The sequence below is a fragment of the Gemmatimonadota bacterium genome (genome assembly GCA_026387915.1).
Lineage (GTDB): Bacteria > Gemmatimonadota > Gemmatimonadetes > Gemmatimonadales > Gemmatimonadaceae > Fen-1231.
The window spans coordinates 75,806-100,057 of record JAPLKS010000017.1 but is presented as its reverse complement, the minus strand read 5'-3'; the positions used below and the strand labels follow the sequence as shown (position 1 = coordinate 100,057).

Annotated in this window: 18 protein-coding genes and 1 pseudogene; 6 read left to right on the top strand and 13 right to left on the bottom strand. The window is 64.3% G+C overall.

Annotation, left to right across the window (positions count from 1 at the left end; genetic code table 11):
* Window positions 1–83 precede the first annotated feature (83 nt).
* Window positions 84–1,880, bottom strand: coding sequence for a gamma-glutamyltransferase (gene ggt, locus NTZ43_10235; protein MCX5767585.1), 1,797 nt, complete (start codon window positions 1,878–1,880; stop codon window positions 84–86).
* Window positions 1,881–2,065: 185 nt separating this feature from the next.
* On the opposite strand from ggt, the gene NTZ43_10230 reads away from it, so the two are divergent.
* On the top strand, window positions 2,066–3,277 hold the full coding sequence (locus tag NTZ43_10230) for an MFS transporter (protein ID MCX5767584.1): 1,212 nt from the start codon (window positions 2,066–2,068) through the stop codon (window positions 3,275–3,277).
* Between the two features lie 61 nt (window positions 3,278–3,338).
* On the opposite strand, the gene NTZ43_10225 is transcribed toward NTZ43_10230, so the two are convergent.
* The 6 genes from NTZ43_10225 to msrP form a co-directional block, all read right to left on the bottom strand.
* Complete coding sequence (locus NTZ43_10225; GenBank protein ID MCX5767583.1) at window positions 3,339–5,021, bottom strand: sodium:solute symporter; 1,683 nt, start codon at window positions 5,019–5,021, stop codon at window positions 3,339–3,341.
* Window positions 5,022–5,142: 121 nt separating this feature from the next.
* Window positions 5,143–7,818, bottom strand: coding sequence for a PIG-L family deacetylase (locus tag NTZ43_10220; GenBank protein ID MCX5767582.1), 2,676 nt, complete (start codon window positions 7,816–7,818; stop codon window positions 5,143–5,145).
* Window positions 7,819–7,841: 23 nt separating this feature from the next.
* Window positions 7,842–10,574, bottom strand: a complete 2,733-nt coding sequence (locus tag NTZ43_10215) for a 2-oxoglutarate dehydrogenase E1 component (protein ID MCX5767581.1) — start codon at window positions 10,572–10,574, stop codon at window positions 7,842–7,844.
* Window positions 10,575–10,654: 80 nt separating this feature from the next.
* The gene (locus NTZ43_10210; GenBank protein ID MCX5767580.1) at window positions 10,655–11,788 is read right to left on the bottom strand and encodes a class I SAM-dependent RNA methyltransferase; all 1,134 of its coding nucleotides are present in this window, start codon (window positions 11,786–11,788) and stop codon (window positions 10,655–10,657) included.
* Between the two features lie 50 nt (window positions 11,789–11,838).
* A complete protein-coding gene (locus NTZ43_10205) occupies window positions 11,839–12,483 on the bottom strand; it encodes a sulfoxide reductase heme-binding subunit YedZ (GenBank protein ID MCX5767579.1) in 645 nt (214 codons plus the stop codon).
* A gap of 1 nt (window position 12,484) precedes the next feature.
* Window positions 12,485–13,438 (bottom strand): protein-methionine-sulfoxide reductase catalytic subunit MsrP, encoded by a 954-nt coding sequence (gene msrP / locus NTZ43_10200; GenBank protein ID MCX5767578.1) that lies wholly within the window; start codon window positions 13,436–13,438, stop codon window positions 12,485–12,487.
* Window positions 13,439–13,539: 101 nt separating this feature from the next.
* On the opposite strand from msrP, the gene NTZ43_10195 reads away from it, so the two are divergent.
* The 4 genes from NTZ43_10195 (at window position 13,540) to NTZ43_10180 (ending at window position 16,129) form a co-directional block, all read left to right on the top strand.
* A complete protein-coding gene (locus NTZ43_10195; GenBank protein MCX5767577.1) occupies window positions 13,540–14,577 on the top strand; it encodes a mechanosensitive ion channel in 1,038 nt (345 codons plus the stop codon).
* 144 nt (window positions 14,578–14,721) lie between these two features.
* Window positions 14,722–15,162, top strand: coding sequence for a DUF6526 family protein (locus NTZ43_10190; GenBank protein ID MCX5767576.1), 441 nt, complete (start codon window positions 14,722–14,724; stop codon window positions 15,160–15,162).
* Complete coding sequence (locus NTZ43_10185; protein ID MCX5767575.1) at window positions 15,159–15,386, top strand: CDGSH iron-sulfur domain-containing protein; 228 nt, start codon at window positions 15,159–15,161, stop codon at window positions 15,384–15,386. Before NTZ43_10190 ends, NTZ43_10185 begins: the two co-directional genes overlap by 4 nt.
* Window positions 15,383–16,129: a lysophospholipid acyltransferase family protein gene (locus tag NTZ43_10180; protein ID MCX5767574.1), complete on the top strand. Its 747-nt coding sequence runs from the start codon at window positions 15,383–15,385 to the stop codon at window positions 16,127–16,129. The genes NTZ43_10185 and NTZ43_10180 overlap by 4 nt, the downstream gene beginning before the upstream one ends.
* A 21-nt stretch (window positions 16,130–16,150) precedes the next feature.
* Here the strand turns inward: NTZ43_10180 and NTZ43_10175 are convergent, their stop codons facing one another.
* Window positions 16,151–16,645: a hypothetical protein gene (locus tag NTZ43_10175; protein MCX5767573.1), complete on the bottom strand. Its 495-nt coding sequence runs from the start codon at window positions 16,643–16,645 to the stop codon at window positions 16,151–16,153.
* A gap of 288 nt (window positions 16,646–16,933) precedes the next feature.
* Here NTZ43_10175 and NTZ43_10170 point away from each other — a divergent pair, with 288 nt between their 5' ends.
* Window positions 16,934–17,740 (top strand): hypothetical protein, encoded by an 807-nt coding sequence (locus NTZ43_10170; protein MCX5767572.1) that lies wholly within the window; start codon window positions 16,934–16,936, stop codon window positions 17,738–17,740.
* A gap of 34 nt (window positions 17,741–17,774) precedes the next feature.
* Here NTZ43_10170 and NTZ43_10165 read toward each other — a convergent pair whose 3' ends face one another.
* From NTZ43_10165 to NTZ43_10145, 5 genes and pseudogenes are all read right to left on the bottom strand, one after another.
* Window positions 17,775–18,926 (bottom strand): glycosyltransferase, encoded by a 1,152-nt coding sequence (locus NTZ43_10165; protein ID MCX5767571.1) that lies wholly within the window; start codon window positions 18,924–18,926, stop codon window positions 17,775–17,777.
* A complete protein-coding gene (locus NTZ43_10160) occupies window positions 18,923–20,104 on the bottom strand; it encodes a glycosyltransferase family 4 protein (GenBank protein ID MCX5767570.1) in 1,182 nt (393 codons plus the stop codon). The genes NTZ43_10165 and NTZ43_10160 overlap by 4 nt, the downstream gene beginning before the upstream one ends.
* 48 nt (window positions 20,105–20,152) lie before the next feature.
* Window positions 20,153–21,991, bottom strand: a pseudogene (gene asnB / locus NTZ43_10155) (asparagine synthase (glutamine-hydrolyzing)).
* Entirely contained in the window at window positions 21,992–23,131 is a 1,140-nt protein-coding gene (locus NTZ43_10150) for a glycosyltransferase family 4 protein (protein MCX5767569.1), read from the bottom strand.
* A 149-nt stretch (window positions 23,132–23,280) separates the two neighbouring features.
* The gene (locus tag NTZ43_10145; GenBank protein ID MCX5767568.1) at window positions 23,281–24,246 is read right to left on the bottom strand and encodes a glycosyltransferase; all 966 of its coding nucleotides are present in this window, start codon (window positions 24,244–24,246) and stop codon (window positions 23,281–23,283) included.
* Window positions 24,247–24,252: the final 6 nt, after the last annotated feature.

Below are 24,252 nucleotides of genomic sequence, written 5' to 3'. Positions count from 1 at the left end.
GAACGATATGGTTATTCGGTACTATTTCTGTCAGGGTTTCACCGCGAAATGAGTCAGGGAAGAATCCCAGCGCGGTAACCTAATTACCAGCCGCGCACCTCGCCATCGCGCCGCGGGTCAGCCGCGCCCACCCAGCGGTTTCCAATGCGCGCAATGACATGCACGCCGCCAAAATTCATGTCCACCGCGGGCGCCACGCTCACTTCGTAGCCTAACCGGCGCGCTTCGGCGTATACGACTTCGGCAAACCCATCTTCCATGCGCAACTGCGGCCCCGCGCCGGGAATCATCCGCGGCATCCGCAGTGACTGCAGCGGATCGAGCCCATAGTCCAAGCGATACACGATCGTCTGCACGATCGCCGGGGGAATCGCCGGCGAGCCGGGGCAACCGACCACCATCTCGACGAGGCCGTTGTGCAGCACAATCGTCGGCGCAATGGTCGAGGCGGGTACACGCCCAGGGCCCCAAGCATTGGGCGACGCTCCATCGCGCGCAAAATTGAACAACGCGCTGTTCAGGAACACGCCGTCCACCCACGTCCCCGTGCCGAAGGCCAAGCCGAGTGTATTGGTAATCGACACCGCGTTGCCGTCAGCATCCACCACCGACATGTGCGTGGTCTCCGCCATCGATCCATCGCCCGGCGCACCAGGGGCTGACGGACGCGGGCGCACGGTCGCGGGCGCGGCCGCATCGAGCGCCGCGCACTCACCGGTGGCGGCACGATCGAACGCCCACGGATCGCCGGCCGCGAGACGGCCCTTCACGGGCGCTTCCACCTGCGCCGCGCGCGATGCCGCGTACGCCTTGCTGGTGATGCCGGACATCGGCACGCCGACTTTGTCGGGATCGCCGATAATCGCATCGCGGTCGGTGACCGCCACGCGCAATGCACCGGTCATCACGCGGAACGCGTCGGGCGAACGACTCGGCAGCCCAAGCGCCGGCATGTTGTGATCGGCCACAAGATTGAGCGCCTCCACCACCTGCACGCCAGACTGTGGCGCCGCGGCCGAGAGTACCACGCGGCCGTGATACGTCGTGCACACGGGACGCGTCCACCGCGGCTGATAGGCCGCAAAGTCGGCGCGCGTGATGGTCGAGCCGGCCGCGCGTAGTGTTTCCACAATGTGGCCACCAATCTCGCCGGCGTAAAACACATCGGCCCCTTCGCCTGCAATGCGACGCAACGTGGCGGCGAGTTCGGCTTGCACTAGGTGATCACCGGCGCGCAGCGGTTTGGCATCAGGCATGAACAGGCGACTCGCCCCAGGCGAGGTCGCGAGCTTTTCTGTGCTCGACGCAATCTCACGTGCCAGCAACGCATTCACCGTGAACCCCTCTGCCGCGAGGCGAATCGCAGGCCCAAGCACCGTGGCGCGCGGCAACTTGCCGTACTTCGCATGGGCAGAGAGCAGTCCACGCACCGCGCCTGGAATTCCGACCCCGCGGGGCGTGTACGTCGCGTTCGCAGCCGTCGAAGCGCGTAGCCCCGAATCCGGAAGACTCCCCGCCGCACTATAAAAATTCAGATATTCGGCGTGGCGCGTCTTGGCGTCCCAATACAAGAGACCGCCACCGGCACCGAGTCCGCTCATCATCGGCTCCGTCACGCCGAGCGCAAAAGCCGTCGCGACCGCGGCATCGACGGCGCTGCCGCCCTGTCGCAACATTTCGAGTCCCGCGTCGCTGGCATACGCGTTGCCCGCCGCGACCACACCATGCTCGGCGACCACGCGCTTTCCGATATCAGGACCCACGGAGGCCGGCGGCGTGCCGCGAGCACAGGCCAGGGCAAAGGTGGCGAGGAGCGCGATAGCCAACCGCGCCGGAGCGGCGGGGAACCAGTCGCCAACCGCGGGCGTATGTGAAGTCATAGTCACCAACTGTGTGGGGAGGCGTGAAGGCCCGTCTTCCACGACCGAAAAGCTGTAGATTGGACGGGGCTCGGAAACGGCGGTTCGTGAAGTATATAGTCCGCTTTTCGGCCAATCGTTGAGATTCCGTGTCGCCACTATCGCCCTACGGGCGGAGCGTCGCTTTGGGCAAACTTGTCGTGCTAATGGTAACGGGGTTCGTGGACATGCTGGGAGTGCTGATGGTCATGCCTCTCCTGCCGTTCTACGCCAAACGTTTCCTCGGTCATGGACCGCTGTGGACCGCCCTCGATTCTATGGGCATGGGTGGTTCCGGAACGGTGGTGTCACTGCTCGTCATGATGTTCGCGCTGGCGCAGCTCGCGAGCGCGCCGGCCTGGGGGCGCGTCTCGGACAAATACGGACGCCGCCCCGCGATGATGATTGGACTCGGCGCCTCGGTGATCGCGTATTCGATTTTCGCCTTTGCCAACTCACTCGAGCTGCTCTTTCTCTGCCGCATCGTGCAGGGCGCTGGCGGTGGTACGGTTGGCGTGATTCAGGCCTACGTGGCCGACGCCACCAAGCCCGAAGACCGTGCCAAAGCACTCGGTTGGCTCTCCGCTGCCACCAATGCAGGCGTAGCAATCGGCCCCGTGATTGGGTCGGTGATGATGAGCTTCGGTTCGTCCGGCCCAGGGCTGGCGGCCGCGGCGCTTTCGCTCGTGAACATGGTGTTCGCTTGGTTCTACCTGAGCGAATCACACGACGCGGGCGCAGCGAAAGCCGCCGGGAAAGTTGTGCGCAAAGGCCGTGAGGCTGTGGCGCGCGTGGTGAGTCACGCCGGTGAACCGGCGTCACGCCTCATCTGGATTTATGCCATCACGATGGGCGCGTTCCAAGGCATGAACACCGTGCTCGCACTCTTTCTCTCGGGCAAGTTCGGCGTCACCGAGCACACCATCGGCTACTTCTACACGTATGTGGGTGTGATCTCCGTCGTCACCCGCGCGCTCGTCCTTGGCAAAATGGTGGACTGGCTCGGCGAAGCTCGACTCTCTCGCTTTGGCATGGTCTTGCTCGCCATCGGGCTCGGCACGATGCCGCTGCACTCCACAATCCCCGGCTTTGCGCTGAGCGTGGCGCTCGTGCCACTGGGAACGGCGTTCACCTTCCCCTGCGTCACTGGTCTGCTGTCGCGCATCGTGCCACAGCATGAGCGCGGACTGTACATGGGCGTGCAGCAGACCTTCGGTGGGCTCGCGCGGGTGCTCGGCCCCATTTACGCGGGATGGGCGTTTGATCATCTCGGCCACGGCGTGCCGTACTTCACCGCCGGCGGCATTGTGCTCGCCACGATTCTGCTCGGGCTCGACATGGAGAAGTACGCCGAGACGGCCAAGGCGAACGCGGCCTGAGTCTGGGGTGCGGAGTCCGTCGGCTGAGGCCGTCGCGGACTCCGCGTGATTTACGGAGCGATCAGATCGCTTCGGAGGTGATGGCCGCGTTCGACGGACGCCGCCCGAGCACCACACCCACCAAGACGACGGTGAGTGCGCCCACCACGTTGTGCCAAAGAAAGCTCACCGTTGGCGCGCCAAAGCTTACCGCGGCCACCGCTGACATTCCCGCGAGCAGTCCCACAAAGGCGCCGGTCGCCGTCGCGCGCTTGATCATCGCGAGAACAAAGACCCCGAGGATCGAGCCGTAGAAGAAGGAACCGAAGCGGTTCACGACTTCGATCAGCGAACCGAGCGAGACGGCATATGTTGCCACCACGCACGCAAAGAGCCCCCACGCGGCCGTCGCAAAACGGGACACGCGCAGAAAATGCGCATCACTCGCCTCCGCACGCACCCATCGCCGGTAGAAATCGATCACCGTCGCGCTCGAGAGCGAGGCCAACTCGCCCGCTACCGCAGACATCGCCGCCGCGATCACCGCCGCAATGAACAGCCCAGTCAAGCCAATGGGCAGCTCGTGCAGAATGAAATACGGGATGATGTAGTTCACATCCTTCGGCGGCTGCCCCGTGGCTTTGCGCGCTTCTTCGAGCGCGTCGGCATGGATCGTTGCGGCCTCGCGGTCCGCCTTCTTCAGGAGTTGCCGTTCGGGAATATCGTTGTCCGCGCGCGTGCTCATCAGCGCAGCGAGCGCCTGCTGCTGGTTCACCCACGCGGCGCTGTGCAAGCGTTCGAGTTGCACGTAGGCGTCGGGCGCTTTCTCGCGCACCGCACGGTCCTGCGCCGGATTCCAATACAGCGGTGGCGGCACCAGCAGGTAATACACAAACACCAATACGCCCACGAGCAGCACCAGTGCTTGGAGCGGAATCTTCCAGTACGCGCTGATCAAGTGTGACGACCGCGCTTCATCTACATTCTTGGCCGTGAGATAGCGCTGCACCTGACTCTGGTCGGTGCCGAAGTACGACAGCATCAAGAAGGTGCCGCCGATGAGTCCGCTCCAGAACGTGTAGGTCTCCGTGAAAGTAAAACGGAAATCGAACACGTTGAGCCGGCCAGCGGCGCCCGCTACGCGGAGCGCATCAGCCGGGTGCATGGGCAAGCGCAGGAGCAGTACTGCGACGACCGCGATCAGCGCACCGATCACGAGCACCATCTGCTTGACGTCGGCCCACGCCACGGCCTGCACACCACCAATCATTGTGTAGACCACCGTCGGAATACCAATGAACGCGACGCTCGCCCACATCGACCAGCCAAATACGGTGGAAAACACCACCGCGGGCGCCGCGATGATGGTGCCGCAACTCAATCCGCGCGACAGCAAAAACAAAAACGCCGTGAGCGACCGTGTCTTGGCGTCAAAGCGCTTTTCGAGAAACTCGTACGCCGTGTAGACCCGCGCCTTCATCAGAAACGGAACGATAGTGACGCCGAGGATGAGCATCGCCACCGGCAATCCAAAATAGAACTGAATAAACCGCATGCCGTCCGTGGCGCCCTGCCCCGTGGTGCCAATGAGCGTGACCGCCGAGAGCTGCGTGGCCATCACGCTCAGCCCCACGGCCCACCACGGCAGCGAGCGGTTGCCCAAGAAGTAGCCGTCGAGTTTTGTGGTGCCACGTGACCGGCGCAGTCCGTCGATAAACACGAACGCGAGCCAACCGATCACAATCAGCCAGTTGATCCAGTGCATAGGAGACCCTAGTGGTTGTACGTGGACTGCAACCACCAGAGCAACAGCAACACCAGCACTTCAACCCCCAGCACCTTCACGGCTAACATTCGGAACGAGCCGTGCCTCGACCCGTCGGCGCTCACGGCTGCACCTTCTTGGGCAGGTCGAGACCAATGCTCAGGAGATTCACAAACAAGCGCGGACCGCCATTCACGCCGCCCGGAATCTGCCGAAAGAGCGAGAGCGTGGTGTACACATACGTCCCCTTGCCCAGCGGCGTGACGAGCACGGCGCCCTTGTTCTCAGGCTCATTAGGGTCGTGCATCTCGAGCGGGGTCGCATAGTGCGCGTCAATCGTGCTCGGCATATACAGCGCGCGCTCCTGCACCCAGTCGGCCCAGTCGTCGTCACCGATTTTGTTTGGGCCGTTGAGCAGGCGCGCCCTTGAATCGAGCACCGTCACCGGCGCTTCTTCAATCGTCACGCGCGCCGCCGGAGCGGTGAACGCCACCGGATACGGCATAATGCCTGGGCGCGCCATTTCATTCTGGCCGTACTGCACCACGACCGTGCCGCCCTTCTTCGCAAAATCGAGCACGCGATTGTTGTACGTGACGAGGGCTTTGTGAGCCTCGTACGCGCGCGGCCCCACCACCAGCGTGCTGAAGCGCGAGAGATCGGTCACGGCGAGTTCTTCGGGGCTGATAATCGCCACCGGAATGCCGAGTTGCCGCAGATACGTTGCTACTACGTCGCCGACACCCTGCACGTAGGCCACGGCCAGTGTTGTGGGAATGGAGATCTCCACCGCCTGCAAGTACAGCGCCGACGACCGATACAGATTGATCGGGCGAATATGCGGATACTCGATTGCGGTAATGCCTTCGTACGACTTGCCGGTCTCGGTCATCGCAATCAGCCCGAACTCGTAGCGTCCGGGCTTGAGCGTGCCGCGGAGGCGCAAAAAGAGTTCGCGTTCTTCCATCGGCGCCAACGTCAGCGTTGCGGGGAGCGAATCCACCTTGATGCCGGGCGGAGACACCAGTTGGAACGTCAGCGTTTTTGTGGAAGACGAATACGACTTGAGCGAGAGACGGAGCAGTCGATCGATCGGCTTACCCGCGGGCATCCACTCTAAGCCAGAACCGAACGCCATCGTCACAGGTGGTACGCCTCCAATAGGGCGGCGCGCTTCACCAAGCACGCGATCGGTGTAGCGATAGTTGATCACACCGAGCGGCACGGTCACCGTCGCACCTGCCACGCGCAACGTCACGTTCACATCCGATTCGCGCCGCGCATCTTCGGGCACCGACACCGCTGGCACCAGAGGCGGTTCCCCAGCGGTCGAAAGCCGCGCGAGCCCATCGGCCGGCACTTGATGCGTCGGGAACATGTCGGTCACGCGACCACCAATCCACCACGGCCGCTTGTCCACCAACCCAATCACGGGGCGCGTGAAGCGCGCGGTGCTATCCGGTGCCACGGGAATCGCGGTAAACGGATGGGGCATCGTGCCGGACATCCGAATGTCGGTGATCACCACTGGAATCGGCCCGCGATTGTACAACGACACCGTCACTGGCATCGAGTCGCCAAAGGCGAGGAGTTCTTTTTCTGCCGTGGCTTCAATGGCCACGCTGGACGAGGCCAGGAGCGCCTCGCTGATTCTCCGGTTCATCACATCGAGCGCCGCATCGAGATCGGCCGCGGCGGCATCGCACGTCGCCGCGCGTTGTTCCTCGGGGCGTCGGACGGTGCGGGTGGGACCAAAACCACAGCGCGGCGTATCCGCTCTCGCCCACTGCACGGCCTCAGCGGCCCGGGCGAGCAACGGCGTGATCTTCCAGGGCGCCATCAAGTCGAGTTGCGCACGCGCCGAGTCGGCGAGCACTCCGGCGCGTTTCACGAGCGAGCGTACATACTCGCTCGCGCCTGCTCCGAGCCGCGCGTAGGTGGTGTCCACGCCGTCGAACAACGATTTCTCGTCGGTCGCTGGCGTCGCTTCGTTCACGCGCGACGCCGCCCGCGACACGCCAGTGAGCGACACACCCTTGGGCTGCGCCGTTCCCTGCCCCTGCGAGCGGTGCTGCGAGCGGCTCTCGCCGGCAATCTCCGCATAACTGCGCCCAATGACCGGATCAAACTCGCCCACGTTGAACGTCATCGTCCGTGGCGCGCGGCCAAATCGCGCATTGCGATACAACTTGGACGGCGTCCACAGTTGCCCGTACTTCGCCACCGGAAAACGCACGGTGTCGCCGGCCAACTCGTACGCTTCTTGCGCCAGCAGTCCGGACACCTGATGGTGCCCGTGGCCGTCGGCGGGCGTGCCGCTGAAAATCGCGACCACCACCTGCGGCCGGAAAGAACGCATGACCGTCACGACGTCGCCGAGGAGCGAGTCGTGGGCCCAGTGCTTGTACGTTTCCTCGGCGTTCTTCGAAAAACCAAAATCGTACGCGCGACTGAAGTACTGCCGGCCACCGTCGAGCCGACGTGCCGCCAACAGCTCCTCGGTGCGAATCGCGCCGAGCGCTTCGCCGAGTTCGTTGCCAATAATGTTTTGCCCGCCGTCGCCGCGCGTCAGCGCGAGATACGCGGTTTCCACGTGGCGGCCACGCGTGAGCCACGTAATAAGAAACGTGTCTTCGTCATCGGGATGCGCGCCAATCACGAGCACGCGGCCAGTGGCGGTGAGGCCGTGAACCGTTTGCTCCACCGCCACCGCGCCGCGCTCCTGCGCATGGGCAGGGCGCGGCGCACACAGGCCGAGAACGAGCGCAGCCGAAGCGAGGCGGCGAAGTGCGGACATGCAAACTCCCGTGGGAGGTAAACTCAGACCGCGCCCATCACCCCGGACGCCCGTTTGTTGCCGCCAGCACGAGAGGCGCTGAGCGCATCCTCAACAATCCGCGCCTGTTCTTCGGCGTGGTGCTGCTGATACCCCTCAGCCGGGCTCGCGCGTTCCGGACGACCAACGTACCGAATGGCGAGCGCGTTCCCCACGGATCCGCGCAACCGAGGCGCCACATAGGTCCACGCGCCCATGTTCTTCGGTTCCTCTTGTGCCCACACGATCTCCGTCGCCTGTGGATAATGATCCAGCACGCGCGACACGTCGCCGTGCGGCCACGGATACAGCTCTTCCACACGCACCACCGCAACCTCAGCCGGCACCGCCTTCGCCACGAGGTCGTAGTACACCTTGCCCGTACAGAAGACGATCCGGCGTACCGTACCACGCTTCGACGCACCCGCCGGATCGTCGATCACCGTCTGGAAGCCGCCGTGTGCGAGGTCCGCGAGCACCGACGACGCATCGGCGAGCCGGAGCAACGACTTCGGCTGCATCAGCACCATCGGCCGACGCGGCGTGAGTCGCGCCTGCAAGCGGAGAATGTGAAAGTACTGCGCCGGCGTGGAGGGGTACGCCACGCGGAAATTGCCTTCGGCACACATCTGCAAAAAGCGCTCGAGACGCGCGCTCGAATGCTCAGGGCCCTGCCCCTCGTAGCCGTGCGGCAACAAGAGCACGAGCCCAGAGTCCTGCCCCCACTTGGCGCGGTCGGCACTCAAGAACTGATCGATAATCGGCTGCGCCACATTCGCAAAATCGCCGAACTGCGCTTCCCACAGCGTCAGCGTGTCTTCCGCTGCACAGCTATAGCCGTACTCAAAGCCCATCACCGCCATTTCGCTGAGCGCGGAGTTGTACACCTCAAAGCGCGACGACACACCCGGTAAGTGTTGCAACGGCGTGTAGGTGTCGCCATTCGCCACATCATGCAGCACCGAATGCCGATGCGAAAACGTGCCGCGCTCCGCATCCTGTCCACTGAGTCGCACGTGCATGCCGTCGGAGAGAATCGAAGCATACGCCAGCGCTTCGGCGTGCCCCCAGTCAATGCCACCGGCGGTCACGGCGTCCTTGCGCCGGAGCAACTGCTTGGCGAGTCGCGGATGCGGCGTCAGCGACGCCGGCCACGCAAGCATCGCGTCATTGAGCGCCACCAAACTGTCGGCGCTCACCGCCGTGGGCGGAATCACCACCGGTAGTTCAGTGCCCTCGTAGTCGCTGTGCGTCGTGTCGTTGTCGGCTTTCGACTGATCAAAGAGCGCGCTGAAGTGTGCGGCCACCTGCTTTTCAGCGGCGTCCACGTCGCCCTGCGTGCACACGCCCTCGTGCACCAACCGTGCGCCCCACACTTGCCGCTGCGTGGGATGCGCCTTGACCTTGTCGTACAACTGCGGCTGCGTGTACGCCGGCTCGTCGGCTTCGTTGTGGCCGTGTCGGCGATAGCCCACAAGATCCACCAGAAAATCTTTGCCGAACTGATTGCGATACGCCACCGCAATGCGCATCGCAATGACGCACGCTTCGGCATCGTCCGCGTTCACGTGGATAATCGGGCACTCAAAACCCTTGGCCACGTCGCTCGCATAGCGCGTCGAACGCGAATCAATGGGATCGGTGGTAAAGCCCACCTGATTGTTCACAATAATGTGCAGCGTCCCGCCCACCCCGTACGCGCGCAGCCGCGCGAGGTTGAACGTCTCCGACACAATCCCTTCGCCAGGAAACGCGGCGTCACCGTGAATGCACACGGGCACGACCGCGCTCACGCCGCCCTCACGCTGATGCGCGCGCACGTAGCCCTGCAGCACGGGGTTCACAATCTCGAGATGGCTCGGGTTCGGAACCAACGACACGTGCACCGACCGACCGGCAATCGTCGTGCGCGCACCCTCGTAGCCGAGGTGGTACTTCACGTCGCCGGTAGAGATGTCGCCTTCGAGGTGATCGTGCCGCCCCTGGAACTCGCCGAAAATCTGCTCCGCCGGCTTGCCTAGCACGTGCGCGAGCACGTTGATGCGGCCACGGTGCGCCATCGAAATGGCCACATGCTGTGCGCCGCTCGCCGATGCTTCGTCAATCGCCGTGTCGAGCAACGGCACGAGGGTGTCCGTGCCCTCAATGGAAAAACGTTTGTAGTTGGGAAAGGCACGGCCGAGAAAACGCTCGAGCCCGTCCACTTCGCTCAATCGTACCAACAGCCGCTTCTTCTCGTCCGCATTCAGCGGACGCGTGAGTTGCTCGGCGGTGAAGAGCGCGCGGAACCAGGCGCGCTCCTCTTCCGATCCAAGGTGCGTGTACTCCACGCCCAAGTTGCGGCAGTAGCGGAAGCGCAACCGTTCGGCGACATCGCGCCCCGTGGGGAGATGCGGCCAGCCCAGCGCGGCGCCCGTCACGACGTCGAGATCCGCGTCGGTGATGCCGTGAAACTCAGGCGTCAGCTCGGCGGCGCCTGGCGGCGACGACCCAAGTGGATCAAGCTGCACCGCCAAATGGCCGTACTGTCGGATCGCGTTGGTGTACCGCGCGACACCGGCCACTTTGCGTGCAAAATCCTGATCGTCGGCGCCAGCAGAGTTGCCTCCACCAAAACGCGCGGCAAGCCGGAAAAATTGACGCCACGACTCGTCCACAGAACCCGGATCGCGACGATAGGCCTCAAAAACCTCTTCGATGTACGCGTCGTTGAACGCGCTGCTCACAGTATCGGACATTCTTGAAATCTAATCTCAATTCCAAGGGACACGGCGAGGCCGTGGATCACCCCGCAGAGGGGCCCAAACCGGCTATCCCATCACCTTTTGGGCAACGGCACCTGAGCCCGAAGCAGCCGCACTGGGATTCCCCCGTTTCGAAAACGGGACACCTCGGTCAGCGGGAGCCGAAGCTGCATATCAAAGGCATGGTCGGCCGACAAAAAGGCCAACGTCCACCCGCCGCCCTGCACTCGGGCCACCTTCCCTAACTGGGCGTACAGGTTTCGGACTTGGGTGCGGTCGCCAATCCGGTCGCCATACGGCGGGTTCGTGAGGAGTAACCCCGGCGCGGACGGCACCTCGATGGCCGAGAGGGCGCACTCGCGGAACTCAATATCCTCGGCGACCCCAGCGCGCACCGCATTCGCCGACGCGGCCACAATGGCCCCCGCGTCACGATCCGAGGCCAGAATGCGCACCCCCGCGCGCGGAAGCGCCGCCGCCCGTGCCACGCGGCGCGCGTTATCCCCCACCGTCGGTGGCACCGATGGCCACGTTTCAAAGGCAAACCGGCGAGTCGCCCCCGGTGCGACCCGGCGGGCGATCATCGCCGCTTCAATGGCGATCGTCCCCGCCCCGCACATCGGATCGAGTAACGGCGTTGAGCCATTCCAGTCGAGGGCCAGGAGCATTCCGGCGGCCAGCGTTTCACGAATCGGCGCCTTCGCGGTCGCGAGCCGGTACCCGCGCTTATGCAGCGGTTCGCCGGAACTGTCCACGCTAATGGTGCACACATCGTGAGAGAGTCGCACGATGATCAGCAAAGCGCCGTCATCAGGGGCACGCTCAGCGCCGCCTTCGGCGACGACATCCTCGTCATCATCCGTGGCGCCCGTCACCACGCGTGACCCGGGCACGGCGCGCATAATCGCCGCGCCCACGCGCTCGGCCACCGCGTCGGAGTGATAGAGCCGCGATTTCTTGCACGTCACGCGCAGTTTCACCGCGCGCCCCGGCGCCACGTATTGATTCCAGCGCACGGCACGCGAAAACCGCTCGAGTTCGTGAAACGCCTTGGCCTGAAACTCCGCGGCGCGGACAATGATGCGGCTCGCGGTGCGGAGCTGGACATTCGCGGCGGCCAGCAGATCGTCCGTCGCGCTGAACGCGACGCCGCCGGTCTCCGGTGCGAGGGCGGTCACGCCGAGCGCGCGCAGTTCAGCGACGGTCACGGGCTCCAGTCCCGGAGCAGATACAGCCCAACAGCTATGCTGCGGCACGCTCATACCGCGCGCCGCGCGCGCCACCGCTGTACGCGAAACGTAAAGAGTACGGCGAGCCCAGCAGCAAACAGGGCGGGCTGGCCAATGTCCTTCTTCACGGCCATAAAGAAATGGATCACGCCAAGCACGCTGATCACGTAGATGAGCTGGTGCAGACGGTTCCACCGTTGCCCGCCAAGGCGTCGGATCATTCCCTTGGTGGAGGTGACCGCGAGCGGCACCATCAAGAGCAACGCCGCCATGCCGATCATGATGTACGGCCGCTTCGCGAGGTCGATGGTGAGATCGTGCCAGTCGAGTTGGACGTCGAGCACGGCATACGCGAGCCAGTGCAGCATCAGGTACCCAAAGGCGAACAGCCCGAGCGTACGCCGCTGTTTGGCGAGCCAATTCCACCCCAACAAATGACGCGCCGGCGTGATGCAAAGCGTGGCGAGAATAAACCGGAGCGTCCACTGGCCGAAGTAGTGCTCGACCGCTTTGATCGGGTTCGACCCAAAGAAGCGCGTATCCGCGAGCAAATCGGAGGCCGTGCCCGCAACGCCGATGACCGCCGGTAGCAATGCGACCACAAAAAGCGCGGGCACGAACCACTGGGGTTCGAGCACCGACCGTCGTCGCATCGCGTTGAGGCTGTCGCTCACCTCAATAATTCTTGCGGAGGTCCATACCGGCGTACATCGAAGCCACCTGCTCGGCGTATCCGTTGAACATCAATGTGGGGCGCCGCGAGAACTCGCCAATCCGGCGCTCCTTGGCCTGACTCCAGCGTGGATGATCGACGTCGGGGTTCACGTTTGAGTAGAACCCATATTCCTGCGGCGCCGCGAGATTCCACGCGCTGTTGGGCATTTTGTCCACGAACCGGATGCGCACAATCGACTTGATCCCCTTGAAGCCGTACTTCCAGGGCACAACCAAGCGAAGCGGCGCGCCATTCTGGTTGGGGAGATCGCGTCCGTACACCCCAGTGGCCAGCAGGGCCAGCGGATTGAGCGCCTCGTCGAGGCGTAGCCCTTCGACGTACGGCCACTGCAAAACATTCGAACGCTGGCCCGGCATGCGCTTGGGATCCATGAGCGTGGTGAACTCCACGAACTTGGCCGCTGCCGTCGGCTGCGCGCGCTTGATGACATCTGCGAGCTGAATCCCGCGCCACGGTATGACCATGGACCACGCTTCCACGCACCGGTGTCGGTAAATGCGATCTTCAACCGCCGACGGTTTGAGGAAATCTTCGAGCTGATAGCTGGCCGGCTTGGCCACCAGTCCATCCACCTGCACCGTCCACGGGCGCGGCACAAAGCCACGGGCGTTCTCGATCGGTTCGTCTTTCCCCGTCCCAAATTCGTAGAAATTATTGTAGCTCGTCACGTCCTTGTACGGCGTCGGCTTGTCGTCCGACTGCAGTCCGTAGGGCTTCCCCAGCGCCTTCGGTTCCTGCGCGCGCCCAGCGGCGTTTGCCGAGGTTGGCAGGGCCACGCCGGTGAGGCCAGCGCCGAGCAGGCCTGCGGCCGCCAGGAACTCTCGCCGGTTTAAATAGTGTGATTCAGGGGTGATCTCAGACGACCCAAGAGGGTCGGTGCGACGTACCAGCATCTGTAACTCCGGGAGGGGTCAACCATATTATACATATTGGCACCGTGCAGGGTTCAGCTGTTGCCTCCCTTTTGACCGAAACATTGATGTTTTCTGCCTCCATGAACTCCATGTGGTACGGCAACTCGCTCCACGACTGGCTCTTCGCGCTCGGCGGCGCGATTGCGGCAACGCTCACCATTGCGTTGCTGCGCCGCTACGTCGTTCGCTACCTCGAAGTCGCGGCCGCCAAAACCGACACGATGGCCGACGACTACATCGTCGTCCTCCTGAAAGCCATTCGCACCCCCTTGGTGGTGGCCATCTCCATCGCCATCTCGGAGCGTTTCCTCGACTTGCCCGCAAACGTCGACAAAGTCGCAACGACGTTGATGGTGATTGCGTTTGCCGTGCAGGGGCTCCGGTGGGCAAGCAAGACGGTGGATTTTTGGGTTGGGGCGTACACGGACCGGCCCGATACCCACATTGAAGCGTCGGCTGTTGGCGTGCTCAAGTTCGTCTCGCGCATGGTGCTGTGGACCACCGTCGTATTGGTGGCGCTCGAGACGCTGCACTTCCCCGTTGGCACGTTCATCAGCGCGCTCAGCGTTGGCGGCATTGCCATCGCGCTGGCCGTTCAAAACATCCTCGGCGACCTCTTTGCCGCGCTCTCGATTTGGCTCGACAAACCGTTCATCGGCGGCGACACGATCTCCGTGGATGCCTTTGAAGGCACGGTCGAACACATTGGCCTTAAGACGACGCGTGTGCGGAGCATCAACGGCGAGCAGTTGATCTTCTCGAATGCCGATCTTCTGCGGAGCCGCATCCGCAACTTTTCGCGCCGCGAAGGGCGTCGTCTCGTGATGACGTTATCGATCGCGCCGGGCACAACGAGCGAGCGACTCGCACGCGTTGCCCCGCTGATCGCCGAAGCGGTGGCCACGGAGCCGCACGCCACGCTCGTGCGCACGCATCTCAATGGCACTGGGGCGATTGGATTTGAATTCGAGACCGTCGTGATTGTCGACAACCCCGATTACAAACTCGCCATGGAGGCCCGCCAACGCGTGCTCCTCTCGATGTTTGCGCGGTTTGAACGCGAGGGCATTGCCCTCGCCCGCCCCGTGGTTGCCGTCGCGGCTCCGCCAGCGAGCTAACGAGCGAGCCCGCCCTGCTTCGACCAAAGGGCGGGACCCCGCGCGGTCTGGCGCAGCCTCGCGAGGCGGCCCTACACTCGCCACGGAACTCTCCACCCCCCAGATTCGTTCATCCGCCCACCCCCCTTCCCGAGGCTTTGCACTATGGCTGACACCCGTCCACAGAACTACGGCAACCACGTCCGCTTCCATCCGCTGTGGCACTTCGTGGCGTTCCCGATCGTGATGCTCAACGTGTTTGTGGCCGCGCGCCATTGGTGGCATGAGCAGTCGCGATTCAATCTCTGGGGCGTGGCGTTCGCCCTCGGCGTGTTCCTGGCCGTGTTTGCCGCGCGCGGCGAAGCGCTGATCGTGCAGAACCGCATCATTCGTCTCGAAATGCGCCTCCGCCTGCGCGAACTGCTCCCGGCGTCGATGCACGCGCAGATCCTCAGCCTCACCGTCGGACAGTTGGTGGGCCTGCGCTTTGCCGGCGACGACGAACTGCCCGCGCTGGTGGATCGCTGCCTCAAGGGTGAGTTGAAGAGCGCCGGCGACGTCAAGAAGGCTGTCAAGAATTGGCAGGCGGACTGGCTGCGCGCATGACACAGCCGGTGACGATCACTGTCCGCAAGAATGGTTCGCTCCTCGTGACTGGCGACATCACGCTCGTCGACTACACGGGGCTCGAGATTCCGCGCACGCCCGGCAAGCCAAATGTGGCGCTCTGCCGATGCGGACATTCCCAGCGCAAACCGTTCTGCGACGGCGCACACAAGTCGGTCGGGTTTATTGACCCGCCGGACGCTGACCCCGTCACCGCTCCGTGAACTGGCTCGCGAACGCATGGATCTGGGTGACGACGGTGGGACTGGTCATTGCCGGTACCCCCGTCGTCGCCCTGGTCTGGGCGTGCACGGCGCCGTTTGACCGCGGACGGTATGCCGCGGGCCGAACCTTTCGGTTGATCGGCGTCACGCAGGTGAAGTTGAATCCGCTCTGGACCTTCGAAGTGTCAGGCACCATGGTGCGCGACCCGCGACGTCCGTATGTCGCGGTCAGCAACCACGAGTCATGGGCCGACGTGTTCCTCATCTCCCACCTGCCGTGGGAAATGAAATGGCTGTCCAAAGATGCCATGTTCAAGATTCCGTTCTTTGGATGGATGATGCGGATGGCCGGCGACATCTCCATTCGCCGCGGCGAACGCGGCAGCGGCGTGCAGGCGCTCGCCGCCGCTCGGGAGCGACTCTCCAATCACGTTTCTGTGATGGTGTTTCCGGAGGGCACTCGCTCGCGCGATGGCTCCCTCCTGCCCTTCAAAGACGGCGCCTTCCGCCTCGCCATCGAAAGCGGTGCCCCCATTCTGCCGATGGTGATCGCGGGCACCCGCCACGCCATGGCTAAGGGAAGTATGCGGTTCACCCGCGCACACGCGCGACTCCGCGTGCTCGACCCGATTGATACCGCTGGGCTTTCGATTGATGACGTCGCCGCACTGCGCGATCGTACGCGCGACCTGATTGCAGCGGCACACACACAGTTGCTGCGCGAGTTGGAAGCGGGCGTCTGAACGCCGGCTACGTCGGTGGTGTTAGCCGCCCAGCAGCGATTTGTGCCACCCTGCGCCAGCGGTCGTCACAAATCGCTCGTTATAGTCGGCCAGTGTCGTGATGGTCTGATCAAACACCGTCGTGCTGGGCCCCACGTTCCCGGTAGCCGCCAGTCGTTCAAACGCCGCGCGCGGCAGCGCATGGACGAGCCCAACCTCGTCGCGAAAAAAGACCAATCCACCGGCCACCAGCGAGGTACCGATCCCTTTTTCGATTGACTGAAGCGTTCGAAACAGCCCGTCCACCGAGCACCCGCTCGCGCCTTCCGTCCGCTGGTCCACCCCGACCACCAAAAAGTGGTCGTCGCGCCAGTGGCGAGCGCAGGTCAGCGGATGGCCGTGCGCCTTCCAGCCAAACAAAAAGGCGTCCACCGCGGCAAGAAGCCGTGGGGCATCCACCTCGTCGACCGGCGCGGCAGCGCCAAAAACCCAAAGGCGGGCGTCGTCCGGCAGCGTTTCAAAGGGAACCAGCGGCATGAGAAGCACTCCAAACGGTCGTTTATGCTCGACCCCGTCACTCACAGGGACCATCGCCTTGGAAAATACACGGATGCGGCGCCTCACGGGCCAATCCCCTAAGTGAGCCGAGCAGCTGCCCTGAATCGTCTATTACCAAGGACCCACTCCTTGGAGCGCCATCCACTCGGTGGTGCGACCCTCCTTAGGCCTGGATTTCACCCTATTTTGCCCCTAACCCCGCACAAATTGGCTAGATTTACGCCGATGCTTTGTTTTGATTCATCAAGACCACTTCCCCCGAAACGCTTGAACTTGCCGCACGTGACGTTGACGATTCGTCGCTTCTCCCTGGCGCTGGCCGGCCTGCTCTTGGTGAGCACCGGTTCGTTAGCCGCACAGGCGTCCACCGAGCCCGTAAAGCCGGTGAGCGACTTTATTGTGCCCTTCTCCCACGGGTATTTCGCCGTAGGCTCGATGGGCATGGATGTGTCGAGCCTGAACGCGCATTTCAATCGCACCGACCTTGCCGGCGGGACGGGCTTCTCGAGCCTGTCGAACGACGCGTATTCCTACGGCGTCGGTGGCTACGTGTCGCTTGGCCGCGTCATGCTTGGCGGCGAGTGGCATTATGGCGATTTCGGGTATGAAACAAGTCCCAAGGGAAAGACGAATCGGCTCGAAACGTCCTACCTCATGGCAACAGCTGCGATGCCGGTCTACACCACGTGGCGCCTCACCATTTTTCCGTTCCTCGGAATTGGCGGCGGCAACGTGCGTCTGTCACTCAAGAATCGCGACGGCGGTGGCACCGTCTCGTTGCGGAGTGATCCGACGTTTGACGAGATCATTCTCAACCCCGGGCTCGAAAGTCAGATCTTGGGCAACTATCTGATGGTGCAGCCTGGCATTGGCGTGGATTGGTTGCTCCTCAAAGAATCGACCTCTCACACCGGCTTTACCGTCGGGCTGCGTTTCGGGTCGGCCATCACACCCAATCGCACCACGTGGACCTACCGTGGGCACGAAGTGTTCGGCGGACCCGATTTGGGCCCCACCGGTGGCACCCTCCGTGTGCTGATGGGCTTTGGCGGCTTCAAGATGGCCAAGAACTAGCCCTCTCTCGGGGCTGGTTCTCGGCGCTGGCGGCTCAACAGGCTGCCAGCGCCTCTTCAATTCCGCGAGCCATCGCGCCAACGGTGAACAGCGTCCGCGCGCGCCGAGCCCCTGCCGCCGCAATGCGCGCAGCGCGCGGCGCGTCATCACGCAGCGCCGCGATGGCCGCCGCGAGCGCGGCCGCGTCACCGGGGGGAACTAACACGCCGGACTCGCCGTCCACGATGAGTTCGGGAACACCGCCCGCATTGCTCGCCACCACCGGTCGGTGTGCCAGCATTCCCTCCACCACCACGCGGCCGAATGGTTCCGGCAGCGTCGAGGCATGCACCACCACATCGGCGGCCGTCAGCAACGCGGGCACGTCGTCGCGAAACCCGGTGAAGTGCACGCGATCCATCACGCCCAGTCGAGCGGCGCGCGCGCGCAGTTCATCGGCGAACGCGTGCTCGCCGAAGAGTGGCGCGCCCGCAATGATGGCGTGCACGCTGGGCAACTGCGCGAGCGCATCCAGCAGCACGTGCTGCCCTTTCCACGCGTGAAAGCGCCCCGGCATTGCCACGGTGAAGGCGTCGTCGGGAATGTGCAACGCCAGACGCACCGCGCGACCATCAGCCTCCGTCACCGCATCAAATGGCGCCGCATCAATGCCGTTGTGCACCACCCGCACGAGCGAGCGGCGCCCACCGGCGGCCACGAAGGCGTCGGCGGTCGCCTGCGAGTTGGCCACCACACAACAGGCGCGCCAGTTCGCGAGCGTGATCACGGCCCGGATGTTTGCCCTGCTAAAATGCGGTGGCGCCAGAATGTCCCGCAGCATCCACGCCACGGGTCGCCCCGCGCGCCAGCCAGCCAGCGCACTGACGACGAACGCTTTCTGCGAATTTGCGCAGAGCAGTTCCGATGGGTCCACCGTCACACCTAATGCGCCGGCCGCACGCCAGGCGGCGGCGACAGCCCCGAGCGACGGAAGCCGCGTATCCTTGCGCACCTCGGCCAGCGCGCCCATCGACGTCGTCGTCACGCGTACGCCACGCGCGCGCAGCCGATCGGCAAACGGACCGTCAGCCAACAACGCCACCCGCGCCCGACTGCCGAGCGCCGTAGCCAGGTCGAGCAACGACAACTCTGCACCACCCAAGACGCCAGCGTGATCGACAAACACGAATCGGCGCGGCGCGCTCATCGCATGGCCTCTTCGTACACGAGTCGCGTGCGTTCCGCGATCACCGGCCAGTCATAGTGGCGGCGCGCGTACTCAGTACAGGTGCGCGCATCTGGGAGCACCAGTTTACCGCTCAGCGCGTTCGCGAGCCCGGCGGCAATCGCTTCAGCGCCGGTGCTCGGCAACACCAAGCTCGGCGAGAGTCCCGATACCGCTTCCGGCAATCCGCCGACGGGAGTGACCATCGCGGGTGTGCCGGCGGCCAGCGATTCCGCGACGATCAATCCGAATCCTTCGAGTTCCACCGTCGGCACGATCGTGATCGTGGCGGCGCGGTACGCCTGCGGCAACAGCGCATCGGGCACAAACCCCAGCAGGCGCACGTGATCCGCGAGCCCAGCGGCATCAATGCGCGCCTGCAACTCGCCGGCAATCGGTCCGCGTCCCGCAATCAGCACCAACACATTCGGAATGGTCTCGCGCAGCTTCGGCACGGCGGCAATGAGGTCGTCGAGCCCCATGCGGCGCATGAGGCGCCGTACGGCGAGGACAATTGGCCGATCCGTGGGCCAGTCCAGTCGCAGGCGGCACTCCTCAGGAGAATCCTGAATCGCAAAGCGTGGCACATCCACACCACCGGGAATCACATGAATGCGCTCGCGTGGAATGCCGAAGCGCGACTCGAGAATCCGGCCAAAGGGCGTCGAGAGCACGATGAAGGCTTTCGCGCGCGAATACACCGCCCGCTCGACGGCGGACTTGGCCATCTCGGTGAACTTCGACTGACGTTCCGCTCGCCCTTCAAGTCCCCACGGGCCCTGAAAGTGCACGACCAGTGGATGGTCGGCGAGTTCGTCGAGGAGTGGCGCCGTGTAGAGCGCAAAATGACTCACCACCAGCACACCGGGATCAGAGCGAAGCAGCGGCCCCGCTTTTCGGCGCACCGCAAGCAGGCGGGGTAAGAGTCGCTCGGAGTGCGGCGCGAATCCTTCAATCATTCCGCGAGCGTCCACCGTCACTTGCGAGGTGCCCGCCACAAGGCCGTGCACATCCACGCCGGCGTCTGGGAGGTGCCGCATCAACTCGAAGTACACGCGATTCAAACCGCCGGGCTTCTCAGCGAACCATTCCATACCGAGCTGTAGCGTGCGAAGCGTCGTCCGGCGCGCGCGCTCCGGCTTTCGCAGGAAATCATCCATGCGCGCGTCACGATCGAGCGTGCGATCGAGGACGAGGCGCGCCCACACTTCGAGTACGAGCAACGTCCATATCTGCTCACCCCAGTCGCGCACGCCCGTAAAGTGTTCGGCGAGGATGCGGCGCACGAACTCCGGCCGCACCCACCCGCGATCAAAGAACGTGCGGTTGTCGAGTGCCGCGCGTACGAACGGGGCGAGTTCGCCGCGCAGCCAACGGGCGGCGGGCATGACGAATCCGCGTTTGCGGCGGAAGAGCACCTCGGGCGGAACGAAACGTCCCGCGAGTTTTTTGAGCAGATACTTCGTTTGAAAATGCCGCAGGCGGAGCGCCGTGGGGATGGTCGCCGCATACTCAATCAACTCACGATCCAGCAGCGGCGATCGCGCTTCGAGACTATGCGCCATCGACGCACGATCCGCTTTCGCGAGCAACTGATCGGGGAGATAGGTATTAAAATCTCCATAGAGCGCACGGTCCACATCGTCCAGCCCGTCGGCTTCATTCCACACCGTCCGATACAGCGCATCCGGATGCGTGTTGCCCACGAGATTCTTGAGCACTTCGGAATACGCTTCAGCGCGGAACGGCCGGAAGGCGCGATCATACGTAAAGGCGTCAGCGGCGCTGCCGGCGCCGGCGCGTGCCAGCAACCCAAAGCGCCGCAGCGGGCCGTCGGATGTCTGGGCGAAGAGTCCGCCCAGGGCATTTCGCATTAGCTCCGGTATCGCACGCCGGTACGGCGCCGTAACACGCGCGAGCATCGGCCGCGCATAGCCGCCAAATAGTTCGTCGCCACCATCGCCGTTCAGGGCCACGGTCATCCACCGTCGCGCCGCGCGCGCCAGATAGTGGTTCGGCACAATCGACACGTCAGCCACGGGTTGCCCGTAATGCCAGACGATCGACGGCAAGTCGGCCACCAGCGCCGGGCGCAGCGTCTCTTCGTGAAGCGGCATCTTCAGGTGCTGCGTCACGGCGCGCGCGTACTGTCGTTCGTCGAACGCTGGTTCTTCGAACCCGAGCGTCATGGCTTCGATGGGCTTGGTACTTTCCTGCGACGCCAACGCCGCCACGAGCGAGGAATCCACGCCGCCCGAAAGGAACAGCCCCACCGGCACGTCGCTTTCCAAACGCTTGGTGACCGCCGCGCGCGCCAACCGTTCAATGTGCTCGAGCACTTCCGCTTCCGATTCATCGGTCTTGGTCGCGTACGAGAGCTGCCAGTACCGCTCTTCCTGACACGCACCGGTGTTCGCGTGGAATGTCAGATGGTGCGCCGGCCGTAACTGGCGAACGCCACGAAAAATGCTCAAGGGCGACGGCACGGCCTGGTACACAAGGAATGCGTCAACGGCCATCGGGTCCACGGGCGGCGTACCGGGCAAAAATGCCAGGAGTGCATTCAACGTGGACGCAAAATGAAACTGGCGGTCTTCATGCCGATAGTAAAACGGCTTCTTCCCCGCGCGGTCGCGCGCCGCAAAGAGCGTGCGCGTGTCTTCGTCCCACAACGAAAATGCGAACATGCCATCGAGCCGCTGCACGAGTCCAGTACCGCCCCATTTCCGATAGCCGTGGAGCACAACTTCGGAATCCGTGTGCGACTGAAAAACAAAATCTCCTTCCAGTTCCTTGCGGAGCGCGCGGTAGTTGTAGATCTCGCCATTGAACACCAAGACGCGCTTGGCGTCCGAACTGACCAACGGTTGGTGCCCTGTCTTGGAGAGATCGATAATCGACAACCGTCGCGCACCGACGCAGGCATGCTCGCCGGCCCACACGCCCGCGTCATCCGGGCCGCGGTGCCACATCAGTTCGCGCGCCGCCACGAGTCGGTCGCGCGAGGCGGCCGCTCCTTCCTTCACGACGCCGATGATGCCGCACATCTACCCGTGACTCCGTTCGGCCGCCGCCGCGGCCAACACCGCATACTGCTCGTCGGCAATCCGGCTCCAGTCGTAGCGTGCGGACGACGCCACCGCCCCCGCCGACAAACGCTCACGCAGCGCACGATCGTCGCGGAGCAATAGGAGTTTTTCGCGCAGCGCCTCCGCGCCAAAGGGCACGAGCCACCCATTTTCGCCGTCACGCACCAACTCTTCGGTGCCGTTGATCGCGTGCGCTACAATCGGCAAACCCGACGCCGCGGCCTCGAGCGTCACCAGCGAAAACGCCTCGTAGCGCGAAGGAAAACAAAAGGCATCACACGCCGCGTAGTACGCCTCGGGCGTCTGGCTCGGCGGCGCGAATGTCACGCGCCCAGCGGCGCCGGCACGCGAGACATGCGCTTGCATCGCGGCCACGTCGCCGCGACCCAGCACCACGAGATGTCCGTCAGCAATCCCAGCAATCGCATCGATCGCGTCGCGCACCCCTTTGCGCTCCCAGTCGCCGCCCACGAGCAACGCTAAGAAGGCATCGCGCGGCAAGCCGAGTTGCGCTCGCAGGGCCAGACGCGCCGCCGCGTCGGCCGCCGGGCGAAACACCGCGCGGTCCACACCGTTTGGTACCACGGTGATGCGCGACTCCGGCACCCCGTACGATTCCTGCAGTTCGCGCGCCGTGCCGCGCGACACCGCAATCACCTGCCGCAAGCGTCGCGACCCATACGCCACCCGTTCTTCCGCCACGAACCGCGACTGCGCAAAGCGCTGATACAGCGCACGCACACCTGAGCCGCCCCGCAATCCGCCAAATCGTTTGGTGAATGCCGCGTGACAGAACTGCGCCGTAATCACCTCCGCATCGATCGCGGCCGCGCCAATGCTATTGGTGATGGTGCATCCCGCACGCCGCTCCGCCGCCCGCGCGGCGCGTGCAAACGCCCACGTGCGCAACGGTGCGGGACGCGTGGGGCCCGTCACCGGAATCCAACGGACGGGCGCGTCGCCCAGTGCACAGGAGCGCGCGATCACCGTCACTGATATACGCGTGGCCAAACGCGACAGCACCTCGGCGGCGGCGCGCTCCATGCCGCCCTGCCGATGCACATCGTGAGCCACAAAGGCCAGCGAGAACGGTGTCACGAGAGCCTCACCCGCGACGCGGCGGAAAAAGTGTTGGGGGGACGCACGCCGCACATGTCATCCCTCGGGAACCGCCGCCACACGGCGCCGTGCCCCCGCTGTTGACTCCCGAAAGTTAGGGCACGCCGCAGCGGCACGCACCCGCGTCGTCACACCGTCGGACGCGGAACACTCCGAGCCGGATCCCCTCCGGACCCGCACCACGATTTCCATCCTCGGACGCGGCCTACCAGCGTCCAGCGCCAGCGCGCCACGGCAAGGGCATCCCCCATCAGCCAGAGCCGCGGTATCTGCGCCAGCCCAGGCTCCATGCGAGTCCCGACCAGCAGGGCCCATGCTATGAACGCCAAACGGCGGAACCCCCGCTGATGCTCGAGGAGAATCAACGTCTCGTTGTGCACCGCCTGCACCTGCGGTTCGGGCACGAAGGTGCCGCGATGCCGCTGGTCCGCATCGTGCCGCGGCTCAATGTGATGCTCCACGGCAATCGCTGGATCGTATACGAGCGTCCACCCGGCACGGCGTAGCGGCAGGCAGAGCGCCAACTCCCAGAACATCTGCGCCCCCGCCCCCTGCAATCGGCTGTCGAATCGCAGCGTCCGCAGTAGTGGTGCCCGAAAAGCCGCATTGACCCCTTTCAGCACATCCACCGGCCTCGCCGGCCCCACCCCCAAGTGATGATGGCCAATCACGCGACCAAACCACTGGATCCGCCCCACCTCCTCGCGGGAGCCCCGTTCCGTTGGCTGCCAGTCCCGCCCCCCGGCCCCGCCCACGGCGGGGTCGTCAAAGCAGCGTCCAAGGCGCTCCAGCCAATCAGGACGGGGCTCGGCATCGTCGTCGGTAAGCGCAATCACGGTCCCCGTGCAGAGCTCCAGCGCGGCATTCATGGCCGCCACCACCCCGGGTTCGGCGGTCATCGCCTGACGGACGGGGACGCCCAGCTCTAGGGTGAGGGTGGCCAACGCCAGCGCCGTTTCCGAGTCGTCGGCCCTCCACCCCACCACAATCTCCACCGGCGGCTGGCTCTGAGCGGCAAGCGCCCGCAGGCACCGCGCGAGCGATTCTGGACGGCGCCAGGTGGGCACAAGAACCGAGACGGTTGGCACAGCCACAGTATG